This is a genomic window from Methylocaldum sp. GT1TLB (assembly GCF_051027445.1).
GTDB lineage: Bacteria > Pseudomonadota > Gammaproteobacteria > Methylococcales > Methylococcaceae > Methylocaldum.
Window position 1 is genome coordinate 3,480,129 of the sequence record NZ_CP194898.1, and the last position, 12,750, is coordinate 3,492,878.

Sequence of the window (12,750 nt, forward strand, 5' to 3'; positions counted from 1 at the left end):
CGGACGTTCCGAACTACGGATGGTGGTCCGCAGGGCTGGCACGTAATCCACGCCAGCGGGTGGCGAGTAATTTGAAGATCAAGCCGGTGCCGAGCCCCCAGGCGCCATTGATCAGGAACGCCGTCGCGAGCAAAGGAGGGTGCCAGCCGCCTCCCAAGGGCCGGCCCTTGAGCGGAAATACCACCAAGAGCGCCACCAGCGACGGCAGAATGGCGCCGAACAGGAACGCTGTCACCCAGTAGCCGGGAGGCGGCGGAAACCGGGGTTCTACCAGCGCAAACAAAAAACCCCAGACACCGCCCCAGAAGGCCAACGAGAACACGGCCGGGATGCCGAACGGCGAGGTTGGCGCCAATGAGAACGGTGCGAAAGGCGCCAGACCGACGGCCCAAAGCAGCGCCAATGTGAGCTGGTGGAAAATCAGTGTGGCGAAAAAGCCCGCGACAAAACCGAACAATCCCCGTGTCGCAGTGTCTATGGGCGTATCGTGATAAGCCATAACAGGTTTCCTCCTGAATAATGATTCCCGTATCCCGCTTGAAACCAAGCGCGGCGCCATTACGATGAGCTTCTGGCCAGCGGTTAGCCCCGTTTAAATTAAGACTTCATGCCGCTGGGCAGGTTTCAGATCGGCTTATTGCAGGGACCGGTCATTCATAGCGAAAGACCGACCCTGCGGCGCGCATCGAGGCAGTTTCCGCTGCCGCGGGTAAAGTCGCGGCAGGTTCTTGGACGGTCGTCGTAGATCACGCATGCGTAGCTCTCGGTGGAAGTGCCGCCTCCGGACAGCGCAGCACAGCGCGAGCCGTGTCGCCGCAGCTTGCTGCGGGCATCGTGAATGATGACGAGGGTCGGATGGCGCTTGATCACCGGCTCGCGCTTGGAGATCTCGACCGAATCATAAGCCTCGCGGCAACACGCGCCGCAGGTAAGGCAATCGAGCTCGTCGGCCGGTTCGAAACGCGAGCACGCCGGCGCATCGCTTGGCAGCCGGACGCCGGGCGCATGCCGGCAGCGCAATCCCCGGCGCTCGATGAACGCCCAGGCACAGCCGGTACAGCCGCGGCCGCTATGATACGCCGCGATGGGCGCGTGCCCCGCCGGATGCCGGGCGGGTGGTTCGGCCGCCTTCGTCCACAGCGAAGGCATCGCGCTTTCGCCGCAGGCGTCTGGGCCAGCATTAGCGTTGTGCTTCACACGGGGAACTAAAGCCGCAATGGCCGCGCTGGCGGCGAGCGCCTCGTCGAGGTGCGGCGCCCAACGGTGCTGCGATGCCCGCCAAGCGGCAAGGCGTGCGGCGACACAGCTACGCTCGCGGCGCCCTCCCTCTTTCGGCGACGCCGTGAATGGATCGGCGGGCAGCGACTCCCAAAAGCTTACGCGGAAATCGGTGGTCGGCGCGAAGAAATCCCGCAGGCCCACGCTATCGGCCAGATAGGCTTGCAGCCGCAGACAAGCATGCTCGCGCCATGGATTTCGGCCGCCGCTGCCGACTAGCCCCCAGTCTACCTGTCTTTCGCCGGCTTCCCCTTCGACCAGGGCATGACATAGCTCGTGAAGAATCATCTGGGCGAGCGAATCGTCAGGGTCGAGGATGTCGTCGGTGCCGATGAAGATCGTGCCGCGCCCATCGGTCGAGGCGTAGGCGTGCGGAGTGCGTTCGATGCGAAAGCCCACGCGTTCGGCGCAGGCAATCCACACCAGCGCGAGCGGGTCGTCGTAACGATGGGTCGGGCAGCGGAGGAACTCGGTCATGTCGGATGCCGGCAAATCGGGTCGCCGATATTACCAGGTGGAACCTTGTCCGTCTTCAAGGCGAGACCGGCGCATCCGCGAACACACCGTAAAGCCAGATCATCCCTAGAGCGGCCAGCGTTAACCAAATCATGACGATAAAGGCTCCGGCCGCATAACTCACCGGTTTGTTGCCGGGCGTGAATGCGTCTGCGGCCGCGGATCGGCATTCGGCGAGTACCGCGGATGGAATCAATCGAATCACCAAGGCCAGTCCCAGCGGAATCAAGACTAGATCGTCGAGATATCCCAGCACGGGGATGAAATCCGGGATGAGATCGACCGGGCTGAACGCATAAGCCACGATCGCGGCCGCGAGAAGCTTTGCATACCGGGGCGTTCTTGGATGACGGGCGGCCAGATACAGCGCGAAAGCCTCCGCTTTGAGGCGACGGGCGCGTTGCTTAAGCTCGATCAAAAGTGGCATTGGAAAAGAATTGTGCAAAGGCGGGTTGCCGTTCTTCCGTTCGCAGCGAGCATGCCGATTTAAAAGCCGCTACGCAAGCGATCCGACAACCGGTTCAGGGCGCGCGGCGATTGGCTTCATAAACAGGCATCAACTGCTGAGCCTTTACCCGCATGCTCTGTAGGCGTTGTTCGGGATTGGGGTGAGTGCTGAGCCAGTCCGGACCGCCGCTGCCTCCGACTTTGATCATTTTCTCCCAGAGGGAAATAGCGGCAAAAGGATCATATCCCGCTTTGGCGGCGAGCTCGATGCCGACCGCGTCCGCCTCGCTCTCGGCCTTGCGGCTGTTGGGCAACTGCAAGCTGACGGTGGCGACGGTATCGGCGAGGCCGGCCACGCCGCCCAAGTTATAGCCAGCGATTGCCCCGGCCAGAACGCCTAGGCCCAAGCCAAGCTTTTGAACCTGAAGGCGCGACATTTTCTCGGCCTGGTGCGAGAGCAAGGCGTGAGCGATTTCGTGTCCCAGAACCTGAGCCAGTTCGTCGTCCGTGGGACGGATTTTCTGAAGCAGTCCCGTGTATACGGCGATCTTGCCACCGGCCATGCACCAGGCATTTACTTGATCGCTTTTCAGAACGTGCACCTCCCATTGCCAGTGGCGGGTCTCCGGACGCAGCGCTGCGGCTTGTGCAATTAACGGCTGTGCTATGGATCGAACCCGATTGACCGTGGCGGGATCTTCGTCTAGGACCTGCTGTTTTTCTGCATTCAGCAGCAATTGGTCGTAAGCCTGTGCGGAGTACCGGGCGGCCTTGTTGTCGCTGACCAACATGATCTGACTGCGGCCGGTGATGGGATTGGTCGCACAGCCGGCGATTCCGACAGAAAGCTGGATGGCAAGAAGAGTAGCCAGGAAGCGATTCACCAAGTGACTTTGCCTCGACATAGCGCCGGATACCCCCGATTTGACGCCGAAATCGACGAAAGATTCGGCTGGTTCCGGTCGAGAGCTTCCGACGAGCCGTGCCGAACGGCCTGGCCATGCAGTGGCGCTATTGGTCACGGTGCCCTTTTTGCTCGATGCGCTTGAGCAAGGCAAAAAGATCGCTGTTGGTCGAAAGAACGACCGTAGATTCGCCGTTGATGACCTTGCGATAGGTTTCGAGGCTCTTCAAGAAACGGTAGAAGTCGGCCGCCTCGGGGCGCTGCGTGTATGCCCTGGCATAGATCTCCGTCGCTTTGGCATCCGCCTCGCCGCGAATTTCCTGAACCCGTTTGTAGGCGGCCGATTCGATTTCGTTGATGTCGCGGTCCTTGTTGCCGGAAATGCGCGCGGCTTCACCCTCGCCTTCGGATCGGAACCGCTGGGCAATCTGTAGCCGCTCGCTGATCATGCGTTGGTGGATGCGCTCGAGCACGCCCGGATTGTAATTGATCCGCTTGAGCCGGATGTCCAGAAGCTCGATGCCGAACTCGGCCAGTTTCGGAGCGGCGGCGTTGAAGATGCCTTTTTCGATTTCCAGCCGACCGTATTGGATCGGACGCAAAACGCCAAGCCCGCCTACTGCCGATAGCGCGCCTGCGACGCTTTCATCCTGCAGCGGTCGACGCGTTTTGTCGGTGCGAACCACCTCGATCAGTTCGTGCCTGGCTATCGCCGTGCGCGTCTCGCTGCCCAAGATATCTTCCAGACGCGACTGGGCACTCCGCTCGTCCCGCAGGCGAAGGTAATACTGCATGGGATCGGTGATGCGCCAGCGCGCGAAGGTATCCACCTGAATATAGGTCTTGTCCTTGGTTGACATTTCCACCATGGGCCCGTCCCAGGCCAGATAACGTTTGTCGAAACGGGTGACCTGCTGGATGAGAGGCAGTTTGAAATGTAGACCGGGGTCGGTAATGGGGTCGCGGACCGGCCTGCCGAACTGGGTAACGATTGCTTGCTCGGTTTCGTTGACCGTGAATGCGGACAGCAGTACCAATGCAGCCGCCAAGAGCGCGAGAAGAATCGCGAGAGTCTTAGCCAAGCTCATTTATCTTTCCTCCGGCAGCCGTGCGGGTAAGGGAAGCATCGGCAGGATCTGCTGTACCGATTCGTCCACGATGATCGATTGCTTGGCCTCGGGAAGAACGTCGCCCAGCGTTTCGAGGTAAAGACGCGCCCGGGTGATCTCCGGCGCCTTGATGTATTGCTCGAGAACGGCGCTGAACGCGGCGGCATCGCCCTCCGCCTCGTTGATCCGCTTGAACCGGTAGCCTTCGGCTGCGCGGATTTTCTGATCCGCCTCGCCGCGGGCGCGGGGCACGGCTTTGTTGTATTCGCCGTTGGCCAGATTGATGGCATTCTCCCGGTCCTGCTGCGCCCGATTCACTTCGTTGAACGAGGGCTGCACGGGTTCCGGCGGATTGACGTTCTTTAACTGCACCTGATTGACGGAAACGCCGAGGCGGTAACGGCCCGCCAATTCCCGCAGCCGATCGAGGACCGATTCCTCGATTTCCTGGCGGCCTATCGTAATGATTTCGTCGACTGTCCGGTCTCCTACGACTTCCCGCATGACCGATTCGGAGAGGTCCCGCAGGGTCAGTCCCGGATTACGCACCGCGAAGAGGTAAGTCTCGGGTTCGGTGATGCGGTATTGCACGACCCACTCGACGAGCGCCGCATTCAAGTCTCCGGTCACCATGGATTTTTCCTTTTCCGGCTCCTTGCCCACCTGATCCGGGTGGGTGTAGCCGGGTGTGACCAAACCGAATTCCAGCTTGAGTTGCCGCTGGGTCGGCACCTCGATCACGTTGTCGATGCCGAACGGAAGTTTGAAATGCAGGCCGGGCGGCACTTTAAGAATGTATTTTCCGAACCGGAGCACAATGCCTTCCGATTCCGCCGGTATTGTGTAGTACGAGGTCCATGCCAAGACGATGAGCAATAGAATCAGGAGGATTCGCGGCAGGGAGATGGGCGGCGGGCCGGAAAAACGTCCGAACAAAGGTTTTACGTTACTCACGAAGTTCTTCCTTTGAAAAACATATTAAGCCGTAGTCCGGCAAACTCTAGCGATATGGAACAGCTCAAGGATAGCCCTATAACGCGTGCATGTGGATGCCACATCACAAGCTTTCCCCGGATGCGAAGTCTCAATTTGTCTGAAACTTAAGCCGGTGCAGTTCGGCAAAAAGTAAATGATTCGGACGGTTTGATTCAGCATCAGAGTTCTTGTTGCCCGTCATTCGGGAGGTCATCCTCGTTAACGATTTCGTGGAAGGAAGCCTGAACGCAATTCGCGCCTGGGCGCCGTTTTGGAGCCGATTCAAGTAATCAAGACGAGCCTGATCCCGGGGCAAAAAAGCGTGTCCGGCTCGCCTGCCGGCTCACGGGGATGATCAACAATATGATGCTGGATTTTGCCGCACTGCATGGAATAGCCCCGCAGGCCGAGCATTTTCCGATGAGCCGGGGGAACGAAGCGTTGAGCTCTTTAGGACTGGGAAAGCATGGTACCGTGTTGTGCAGGAGGTCGGCTTTGCCTCATCTGAGGCCGATCGAATTAGAGAGCGTCAGAAAGGGAGAGTTTTGTTATTCTTAAATAGAATAACGATACCAATGTATAGTCTTGTATGTAATAAGATAGGTAGGTTAAAATCCTTTACAGCGTAATAATCGACTCTCCTCTTAACCTCACCTTTAACAGCCTCGGTCTACCGGGGCTTTCTTTTGAACGAGCCTTCTTATCGACCATATCGAGGTTGACAGGCTGATTTCAAACCGCCGACGGCACATTTGAGCGCCGCCGGCTGTACACGATTGATTTAGATCTGTTCGGCTACGGTTACGCAGAGATTGGTCGGATTTTGCTGCGCGTCTAGTACTGGCTTGATGGAAAAGCTCACCAGATTTTCCACACCTGCATCGCCGAGATCGGTTACCGGAACACCCTCTATCTTGATCTTGGTGCCTTTGATCGACCAGGTGTAATTGGCGTCGAAGCCGGTATTGTTTCCGGAATTCTCAAGATCCACCTCGAGCGTGGCTCCGTCGCAGGCCGCTGTGGGTTTCTTCAGGTCGAGCACGTGGGCGTGAAACCCGCTCTTGGGATCTACGTGCGTGCTGTCCTGTATGGGCAAATGAGTAACCAGGACCAGGACGTTGTTGGTGCCGTCGGTCAGGGCGCCATAACCGAATGCGCCTGCCTTGCCGTCCATAGGCACGGCGGCCGATGTTTCAATTTCCACGTCAAGAACCTTCCCTTTGCTCTTGTTTTCCCATTCGACTTCCGCTTGTTTCACTTTCAGATAGTTCGGTGTTTCGGCCCAACTTGGGGAGGACACGAGGATCATCGATGCCACGGAACCGAACAGGGTCATCAATCTTATCGTTTTCATCGAGAGATCTCCTTTATATTAGCGATTGGTTAAGGTGCCGAACACGGATCGGCGCCCGAAGCGATAATATGATCGACTCGATAATATTTCTAGGGAAGAGATCGAATGGGAGAGACTATTCCCGGCCAAAATTCTGATTTTCTCTCTCGCTTACAGCAAACACATGCCTGTTTTGGTCGAATCCTCTCTCGGCGATTCCCAATCGGGTTTCCGCTATCGCCTTGGCTTCAAGGCTGGTTGGTGCCTTTATCTTGATAACCTCGGTACGGCCATCGAGATAAAGATAAACGTCGTAAGTATTCATAATGGGGAACACTCGAAAGAAACTTAGGGAGGGGCTTGAGATCGCTTTTTTTCCAGTGAGTCCGACGGAAAAAATACGCGTGCGACCGTTTCCCCAAGCCAGATCGAGACGATAGAAAGAATCGAGATGTGATTCTGTGAGAAATTACCCAAGAGCCAGGCTTACAAAGCGTGCTGGCGCTCAGGTATCAGGATCGATGGCGGTCCGTCCTTGGCGGGAGATTACCTTCGCCTTGCTGTCGCAAGCCACCCCGATCGGCTGACTTAAGATCGAAGTCGCCCGGCAGAGATGTCTCTCCTGGGCGACAAGGGGGGCATCGCGCAACGCGACACCCGCGTAAGCGGGAAAGCAGTTCTAGGTGGCCGGGGAACGGGCAGCGCCGTTTATCGAGGCTTTTGATCCTTCAGCGTTGCGCTTGCTCAGTTCGTCGATGACACTGTCCAAAGAGCCGGTCCGGGCAATGTCCTCGCTAAACGTCGTGCGATAGTTTTGCACCAGACTGATGCCTTCTATCAGCACGTCATAGACTTTCCATGCGCCATTGGTGTCGACCATGCGATAGTCCACGGCGACCGGTTTTGCGCCGGGCTGGAGAATCTCGGTCTTGATGACGGCTTTCTTGTCGGCTAGCGGTGTCTGAAGCGGCAGATAGCGGATGTCCCAGTCCTTATATTCGGTGAATGCCGCGGTGTAAGTGCGAATGAGCAGCATACGGAATTCGTTTTTGAAACGTTCCCGCTGCTGTGGAGTGGCGGTTCGCCAGTGCTTGCCTAGAATGAGCAGGGCCGCGCGATCGACGTCGACATGGGGCTCCAGGATCTCCTTGACGATGCGCGTCGCTCTGGGAACGTCGAGCTTATAGTCGTATTCCCGTAAGGCTTGCTTTACCTCATCGGACGTTTTCTGAATGACTTGCTGGGGTGGAAGCAGGGCTTCAGCACCGGTCACAACCGGGAGGAACCCAAGAAAAATCGAGCACAAAGCCAGGAGGGCTTTGCCTGTTGAGGTAAATTGAAAAGTCATCGGCTAGCTCATAAAACAAAATATAAAAAAGACATTCAGCGAGCGTTCCGAATTTTTCGGGCGGCATGCTGATTTCTCGGGGTTCGGAGTCCAGAACAAACAGCAAAATGATACCGGCTTATCCGATCGGCGGTAATGGTTTTGTTCCCCGGTATACCGGTAGTTTGTCGTAGCTGGCATCGCTGTTCTTTAAGCATTCACTGTGCCAAATCTTTTCAGCTCTGACGTTTAAAGTACGACCCGATCACGAAGGAAATAATCCTTGCACCCATGATTTTTTGGTGCGAGAGGAGTCTAATAGGTCGATATCAAAACTGTGACACTGACTGCTCATAGGCGTGCGCTGCTTATGGATGTCTGCTTCAAAGAGCCCTGTCGATTACTTCGGATCCTGCTGTTCGCGTTCATCGGTGCGCTCGTGAGCGGCTGCGGCGCAGGTGTTCATTATCGGGCGGGCATCGGCGCGGGATATCCGAGTCCTTACTACCGGTACGATTATTATCCTTATAGCTATTTCCACGGATACGGCGCCTACCCTTACACGTACCGGCGACCCTATGGCTATGACCGGCGTTTTTATGGGTTCGATCGTTATCATCGCCCCTACTACTGGGACAGACGGCCTTATCGCTACGATAAACCGTTCCAGTACCGCGACAAACGGCCCGATCGATTCGATAAACCTTTTCAGTACCGTGACAGACAGCCTCATCGGTTCAATAAGCCTTTCCGTCACTGGGAACGGCGGCCTTATGGTTCCGGTGTGCCATTTCGTAATCCTCGGCCACATAATCGCTACCGACGTTAACCACGTGACTGCGAGCCCTTGGCTTTGCGCCATGGCAATCCCGGAATTTTTCGTTCAATCATGGCGGGCGTATAGGGTGCCCTTTACCATCGCGTGGTTTTCCCGTAATTTGACCGGAGTGTCGGTTATTTAGGGTGAATAGGATAGAACGATGAGCAGACTGCCGGACGATTTGAAGTATGCGAAAACCCATGAATGGGCGAAACCGGAGGAGAGCGGGAATGTACGCGTGGGCATCTCCGACTACGCTCAAGAGCAATTGGGCGACGTGGTATATGTCGAGCTGCCGGAAATCGGCCGGCGGGTTAAGGCGGGCGAAGCATGCGCCGTGGTCGAATCGGTGAAAGCCGCCTCGGACATCTATAGCCCGGTATCCGGCGAAATCGTCGAGGTCAACGGGTCATTGTCGGATGCTCCCGAAGCGATCAACCAAGACTCCTATGCCGCGTGGTTGTTCTGCGTCAAGGCGGATGATCTTTCAGAACTAAACACCCTTTTGGATGCCGAAGCTTATAAAGCAGACGCTGAGGCCGACTAAACGGTTCGTTTGTTTTATCGCTTGTTCTCCTCCGGTAGCGATGCTAGCGAATCGAGTGTAGCGGCCGGAACAGGCACCGGCGTTTCGCATGTCTTTGGGTTATACGCGTCGCGCGTGCCAATCGGCATAAATTCTCCGGCAGATGATACATGCCGATTTGTCCGGTGTTTGCCAGGAGCGCCCATGCCTTGTCCAGGCCCAGATCGAATGTCTTGAGCCCATAGCATTCTGGCCCGGCGGAGGGGCCAGAAATAATTAAGAAAGCAAACCCTTAGCCACATGCCTTTCATTCCTCATACCGAAGCCGATATCCGCGAGATGCTTGCGGCCCTCGGTGTGCCATCGACAGAAACGCTCTTCGACGAAATACCGGCGGAGTTGCGTTGCGGCGCGCTCGATCTCCCGCCCGCTTTGAAAGAAATGGAAGTTACGCGTTTGATGCGCGCACGCGCCGGCCAGAACCGTCCGCTTCTATGCTTTGCCGGCGCCGGGGCTTACGAGCACCACATACCGGCCGCGGTTTGGGCCGTAACCAGCCGGGGCGAGTATTACAGCGCGTACACGCCCTACCAGGCGGAAGCGAGTCAAGGCACGCTGCAGGTGCTCTACGAATATCAGAGCATGATGGCGAGCCTCACCGCCATGGACGTATCGAACGCTTCGCTCTACGACGGCGCGACCAGCCTCGCGGAAGCGGTGTTGATGGCGGTGCGGACGAACCGAAAATCGCATTCGCGCCGCATCCTGATGCCGAAGACCGTACATCCGTTTTACCGGCGGGTGGTCCGGACCATCGTCGGGAGCCAGGCGCTGGAACTGATCGAGCTGCCCTATGACGTCGAAACCGGGCGCGTCGATCCGGCGTCTCTGGAAATCCACTCGGGCACGGACATCGCCGCCTTGGTGATTCCCCAGATCAATTTCTTCGGCGTGCTCGAGGCCGTAGACGAACTGACCGTTTGGGCCGCCGCAAACGGCGCCATCGCCATCGCGCTGGTCAATCCCATGGCACTGGCTCTCCTTAAGCCCCCGGGCGAATGGGGGCAAGAGGGCGCCGATATCGCTTGCGGGGACGGCCAGCCTTTGGGCATACCCTTGTCGGGCGGTGGACCGTATTTCGGATTTATGTGCTGCCGCAAGGCGCACGTCCATCAACTGCCCGGACGTCTGGTCGGCCGGACCGTGGATATGGACGGCAAGCCCGGTTTCACGCTTACGCTTCAGGCACGCGAGCAACATATCCGCCGCGGCCGGGCGACCTCCAATATCTGCACCAACCAGGGCTTGATGGTCACGGCGGCGACCATTTACATGGCGCTCTTAGGGCCGGAAGGATTGCGGCGAGTCGCTTTGCAGAGCCATCAAAACACGCTCAGCCTGATGAGTAGCTTGACTGCCGTCGACGGCGTCGAGCGGGTTTTCTCGGGGCCTTTCTTCCATGAAGCGGTTTTCCGCACGCGGAGGCCCGCCAGGGAGATCATGGACGGCTTGGCGGAACGGGGGATTCTTGGAGGACACGAACTCGCAAGGGATTATCCGGAACTCGGCGAAGCCATTCTGGTTTGTGTCACGGAAACGCGTACTCAGGAGGATATCGAATCGTACGCACGCCAAATAGCGTCGCTGCTTAATCATGGCTGAAGAGGTCGGAGCCGATAGAATGCTGATTTTCGATCGTTCGCGCCGAGGGCGCGCCGCGCATGCCCAGTTGCTCCCGGAATCCGGTGAATCGCCGGCCATTCCAGACCATTTGTTGCGCAAAATTCCTCCGGCCTTGCCCGAAGTCTCAGAACTGGATGCCGTTCGCCATTACACCCGGCTGTCCCAGCAAAATTTCTCTATAGACACTCACTTTTATCCCCTGGGCTCTTGCACCATGAAGTACAACCCCAAGGTTTGCCATGACCTCGCAAGTCTGCCCGGATTTCTGAATACCCATCCCCTGGGGCTGGAGCGGACCGGGCAAGGGACTTTGGCCTGTCTGTACGAGCTCCAGGAGATGCTCGCGGAAATCACCGGCATGGCCGGGGTTTCGCTGGCCTGCGCGGCCGGGGCTCAGGGCGAATTCGCCGGCGTCGGCATGATCCGCGCTTACCACAGGTTGCGGGACGATTTAGCTCGAACCGAAATGCTGGTGCCCGACGCCGCGCACGGCACCAATCCCGCTTCGGCGTCCATGGGCGGCTTTCGGGTACGGGAAGTCGCCACCGATGCCGACGGCAACGTGGATCTCACTGCACTGGAGCTGGCCGTGGGTCCGCAAACCGCCGGCATCATGCTCACCAATCCCTCGACTTTGGGAGTGTTCGACCAGCACATTCGAGCCATCGCCGATATCGTGCACCGGGCCGGCGGGCTGCTCTATTACGACGGCGCCAATCTGAACGCCATCGCCGGCAAAGTGCGCCCCGGCGACATGGGCTTCGACGTCATTCATCTCAATCTCCACAAGACGTTTTCGACGCCCCACGGCGGCGGCGGTCCGGGTGCGGGCCCGGTGGGCGTGGGTGACAAGCTGCTGCCCTTCCTGCCTCTGCCCGTCATTGTGAAAGACGGGTCGCGCTATCGCATGCTGACCGAAACCGAGCGGCCGCACAGCATCGGGCATCTGGTCACGTTCGCGGGAAATGTCGGCGTTCTCCTGCGCGCTTATGTCTACATCCGAATGCTAGGCCATGAAGGCCTCGAGCGGGTGGCGGAATTCTCGACCCTGAACGCCAATTATCTGCTCAAGAAACTGGTCGAAGCCGGATTCGAACCCGCTTTTCCGCAGCGCCGCGCCGCCCACGAGTTCATCATTACGCTGAAGCGGCTGGCCAAAGAACATCATGTTACGGCGCTGGACTTCGCTAAACGCCTGTTGGATTATGGCGTCCATGCGCCGACGGTATATTTTCCGCTCTTGATTCCCGAGTGTTTTCTCATCGAGCCGACCGAGACGGAAAGCAAGGAAGCCCTGGATGCGTTTGTCCGGATAATGGCCGAGATTCTGAAAGAAGCAGAGACCGACCCGGATCGGCTTAAGAGCGCACCCCATTCGCTGCCGGTGCGCCGTTTGGATGAAGTCCGGGCGGCGCGGCACCCCGATCTCGCCTATAAATCAGAATAAGAACCCCTCTATGGCAGGACAAACGCTCACGGGCATTGCCCGTTTTTACGCGGCATTTACCAATTCCATTTCGGGTATCCGGGCCGCCTGGCTGAATGAGGAGGCGTTTCGGCAGGAGTGTCTGCTGGTCCTCGCCGGCGTTCCCTTGGGGCTGTGGATCGGCCAGAACGGCATCGAACGCGCGCTTTTGATCGGCGTGCTGCTGAACGTCTTGATCGTCGAATTGTTGAACAGCGCCGTCGAAGCGACCGTCGACCGTATCGGTTTCGAACGGCACGAATTGTCCGGCCGCGCCAAGGATATTGGATCGGCGGCCGTGTTTTTCTCGCTGGTCCTCGCCGGTGCGGTCTGGTTACTGATTTTGATTCGATAAAAAGGTAAAAAA

Annotated in this window: 14 protein-coding genes; 4 read left to right on the forward strand and 10 right to left on the reverse strand. The window is 57.8% G+C overall.

The window, feature by feature from the left end:
* Positions 1 to 13: 13 nt before the first annotated feature.
* From ACR2R1_RS15170 to ACR2R1_RS15215, 10 genes are all read right to left on the reverse strand, one after another.
* Complete coding sequence (locus ACR2R1_RS15170) at positions 14 to 499, reverse strand: hypothetical protein (RefSeq protein ID WP_077728320.1); 486 nt, start codon at positions 497 to 499, stop codon at positions 14 to 16.
* A 155-nt stretch (positions 500 to 654) separates the two neighbouring features.
* A complete protein-coding gene (locus tag ACR2R1_RS15175) occupies positions 655 to 1,755 on the reverse strand; it encodes a YkgJ family cysteine cluster protein (RefSeq protein ID WP_347257438.1) in 1,101 nt (366 codons plus the stop codon).
* Positions 1,756 to 1,810: 55 nt separating this feature from the next.
* Positions 1,811 to 2,221: a YkvA family protein gene (locus tag ACR2R1_RS15180; protein WP_434110772.1), complete on the reverse strand. Its 411-nt coding sequence runs from the start codon at positions 2,219 to 2,221 to the stop codon at positions 1,811 to 1,813.
* A 94-nt stretch (positions 2,222 to 2,315) separates the two neighbouring features.
* Positions 2,316 to 3,125 (reverse strand): M48 family metallopeptidase, encoded by an 810-nt coding sequence (locus ACR2R1_RS15185; RefSeq protein WP_240506764.1) that lies wholly within the window; start codon positions 3,123 to 3,125, stop codon positions 2,316 to 2,318.
* 127 nt (positions 3,126 to 3,252) lie between these two features.
* Positions 3,253 to 4,233: a protease modulator HflC gene (hflC, locus tag ACR2R1_RS15190; protein ID WP_077728323.1), complete on the reverse strand. Its 981-nt coding sequence runs from the start codon at positions 4,231 to 4,233 to the stop codon at positions 3,253 to 3,255.
* Positions 4,234 to 5,208 carry an FtsH protease activity modulator HflK gene (hflK, locus tag ACR2R1_RS15195; RefSeq protein WP_347257437.1) on the reverse strand — a complete coding sequence of 325 codons (975 nt, stop codon included), beginning with the start codon at positions 5,206 to 5,208 and terminating at the stop codon, positions 4,234 to 4,236. It lies immediately after the preceding gene.
* A gap of 802 nt (positions 5,209 to 6,010) precedes the next feature.
* Positions 6,011 to 6,583, reverse strand: coding sequence for a hypothetical protein (locus ACR2R1_RS15200; RefSeq protein ID WP_347257436.1), 573 nt, complete (start codon positions 6,581 to 6,583; stop codon positions 6,011 to 6,013).
* A 115-nt stretch (positions 6,584 to 6,698) separates the two neighbouring features.
* A complete protein-coding gene (locus ACR2R1_RS15205) occupies positions 6,699 to 6,887 on the reverse strand; it encodes a hypothetical protein (protein ID WP_077728326.1) in 189 nt (62 codons plus the stop codon).
* A gap of 354 nt (positions 6,888 to 7,241) precedes the next feature.
* Positions 7,242 to 7,910 (reverse strand): ABC transporter substrate-binding protein, encoded by a 669-nt coding sequence (locus ACR2R1_RS15210; RefSeq protein WP_133716318.1) that lies wholly within the window; start codon positions 7,908 to 7,910, stop codon positions 7,242 to 7,244.
* 379 nt (positions 7,911 to 8,289) lie between these two features.
* Positions 8,290 to 8,751 carry a hypothetical protein gene (locus tag ACR2R1_RS15215; RefSeq protein ID WP_086133036.1) on the reverse strand — a complete coding sequence of 154 codons (462 nt, stop codon included), beginning with the start codon at positions 8,749 to 8,751 and terminating at the stop codon, positions 8,290 to 8,292.
* Between the two features lie 118 nt (positions 8,752 to 8,869).
* On the opposite strand from ACR2R1_RS15215, the gene gcvH reads away from it, so the two are divergent.
* From gcvH to ACR2R1_RS15235, 4 genes are all read left to right on the forward strand, one after another.
* Entirely contained in the window at positions 8,870 to 9,256 is a 387-nt protein-coding gene (gene gcvH / locus ACR2R1_RS15220) for a glycine cleavage system protein GcvH (RefSeq protein ID WP_086133035.1), read from the forward strand.
* 279 nt (positions 9,257 to 9,535) lie between these two features.
* Positions 9,536 to 10,897: an aminomethyl-transferring glycine dehydrogenase subunit GcvPA gene (gene gcvPA / locus ACR2R1_RS15225; protein WP_434110776.1), complete on the forward strand. Its 1,362-nt coding sequence runs from the start codon at positions 9,536 to 9,538 to the stop codon at positions 10,895 to 10,897.
* 19 nt (positions 10,898 to 10,916) lie between these two features.
* Positions 10,917 to 12,365, forward strand: coding sequence for an aminomethyl-transferring glycine dehydrogenase subunit GcvPB (gene gcvPB / locus ACR2R1_RS15230; RefSeq protein WP_434110778.1), 1,449 nt, complete (start codon positions 10,917 to 10,919; stop codon positions 12,363 to 12,365).
* Positions 12,366 to 12,375: 10 nt separating this feature from the next.
* Positions 12,376 to 12,738, forward strand: coding sequence for a diacylglycerol kinase (locus tag ACR2R1_RS15235; protein ID WP_077728331.1), 363 nt, complete (start codon positions 12,376 to 12,378; stop codon positions 12,736 to 12,738).
* Positions 12,739 to 12,750: the final 12 nt, after the last annotated feature.

Bases quoted from the DNA above. Each gene is read 5' to 3' on its own strand.
- ACR2R1_RS15170 (WP_077728320.1), bottom strand. From the start codon at position 499: ATGGCTTATCACGATACGCCCATAGACACTGCGACACGGGGATTGTTC.
- ACR2R1_RS15175 (WP_347257438.1), bottom strand. From the start codon at position 1,755: ATGACCGAGTTCCTCCGCTGCCCGACCCATCGTTACGACGACCCGCTC.
- ACR2R1_RS15180 (WP_434110772.1), bottom strand. From the start codon at position 2,221: ATGCCACTTTTGATCGAGCTTAAGCAACGCGCCCGTCGCCTCAAAGCG.
- hflC (WP_077728323.1), bottom strand. From the start codon at position 4,233: ATGAGCTTGGCTAAGACTCTCGCGATTCTTCTCGCGCTCTTGGCGGCT.
- ACR2R1_RS15200 (WP_347257436.1), bottom strand. From the start codon at position 6,583: ATGAAAACGATAAGATTGATGACCCTGTTCGGTTCCGTGGCATCGATG.
- ACR2R1_RS15205 (WP_077728326.1), bottom strand. From the start codon at position 6,887: ATGAATACTTACGACGTTTATCTTTATCTCGATGGCCGTACCGAGGTT.
- ACR2R1_RS15210 (WP_133716318.1), bottom strand. From the start codon at position 7,910: ATGACTTTTCAATTTACCTCAACAGGCAAAGCCCTCCTGGCTTTGTGC.
- ACR2R1_RS15215 (WP_086133036.1), bottom strand. From the start codon at position 8,751: ATGGCGCAAAGCCAAGGGCTCGCAGTCACGTGGTTAACGTCGGTAGCG.
- gcvH (WP_086133035.1), top strand. From the start codon at position 8,870: ATGAGCAGACTGCCGGACGATTTGAAGTATGCGAAAACCCATGAATGG.
- gcvPA (WP_434110776.1), top strand. From the start codon at position 9,536: ATGCCTTTCATTCCTCATACCGAAGCCGATATCCGCGAGATGCTTGCG.
- gcvPB (WP_434110778.1), top strand. From the start codon at position 10,917: ATGCTGATTTTCGATCGTTCGCGCCGAGGGCGCGCCGCGCATGCCCAG.
- ACR2R1_RS15235 (WP_077728331.1), top strand. From the start codon at position 12,376: ATGGCAGGACAAACGCTCACGGGCATTGCCCGTTTTTACGCGGCATTT.